This window comes from Myxococcus sp. AB025B (assembly GCF_006518215.1).
GTDB classification, from domain to species: Bacteria; Myxococcota; Myxococcia; order Myxococcales; family Myxococcaceae; genus Myxococcus; species Myxococcus fulvus.
Genome location: NZ_SRLW01000681.1, coordinates 1 through 426, shown reverse-complemented (window position 1 = coordinate 426; position 426 = coordinate 1). Strand labels below are relative to the sequence as shown.

The 426-nt window shown below is 72.1% G+C and carries 1 protein-coding gene; it reads left to right on the top strand.

Translation table 11 applies throughout. The features are described 5' to 3' along the window. Nucleotides 1-205: 205 nt before the first annotated feature. The coding region (locus tag FL311_RS43480; RefSeq protein WP_368668625.1) for an NAD(P)-binding protein at nt 206-426 on the top strand (221 nt) is incomplete at its 3' end.

Here is a 426-nt window from a genome sequence, read left to right as displayed (position 1 = left end):
CCGGTGGTGGGCATCACCACCACGACGACGGCCGTCCAGCTGCGCCAGGCCGGCGCCCTCTGGACGCTCCCGGACTTCACCACCTTCCCGCCCGAGCTGGAGGCCCGCCTCTTCGGCGCGGGCGCCTGAGGGCTCCGAGCACCCACCCTCTTGCCTCGTCAAAAGGGAGCCAGCCGGGAGGACGTTGTGTAGTGTTGCGCGCCGCATGACGTCCGCAGCCAAACTCAAGCTTCCCTCGGGCCCGTCGCGGCACGTGTACGACGTCATCGTGCTGGGCAGCCAGCTCGGTGGCGCGCTCGCCGCGGCGCTGCTGGCCAAGCGCAGCCACCGCGTCCTCTGGGTCGAGCACGACGGCATGGGCCCGGGCTACGAGCACGGCGGCTACGTGCTCCCCTATGCGCCCTTCGTCGCGCCCCCGCTCAAGGC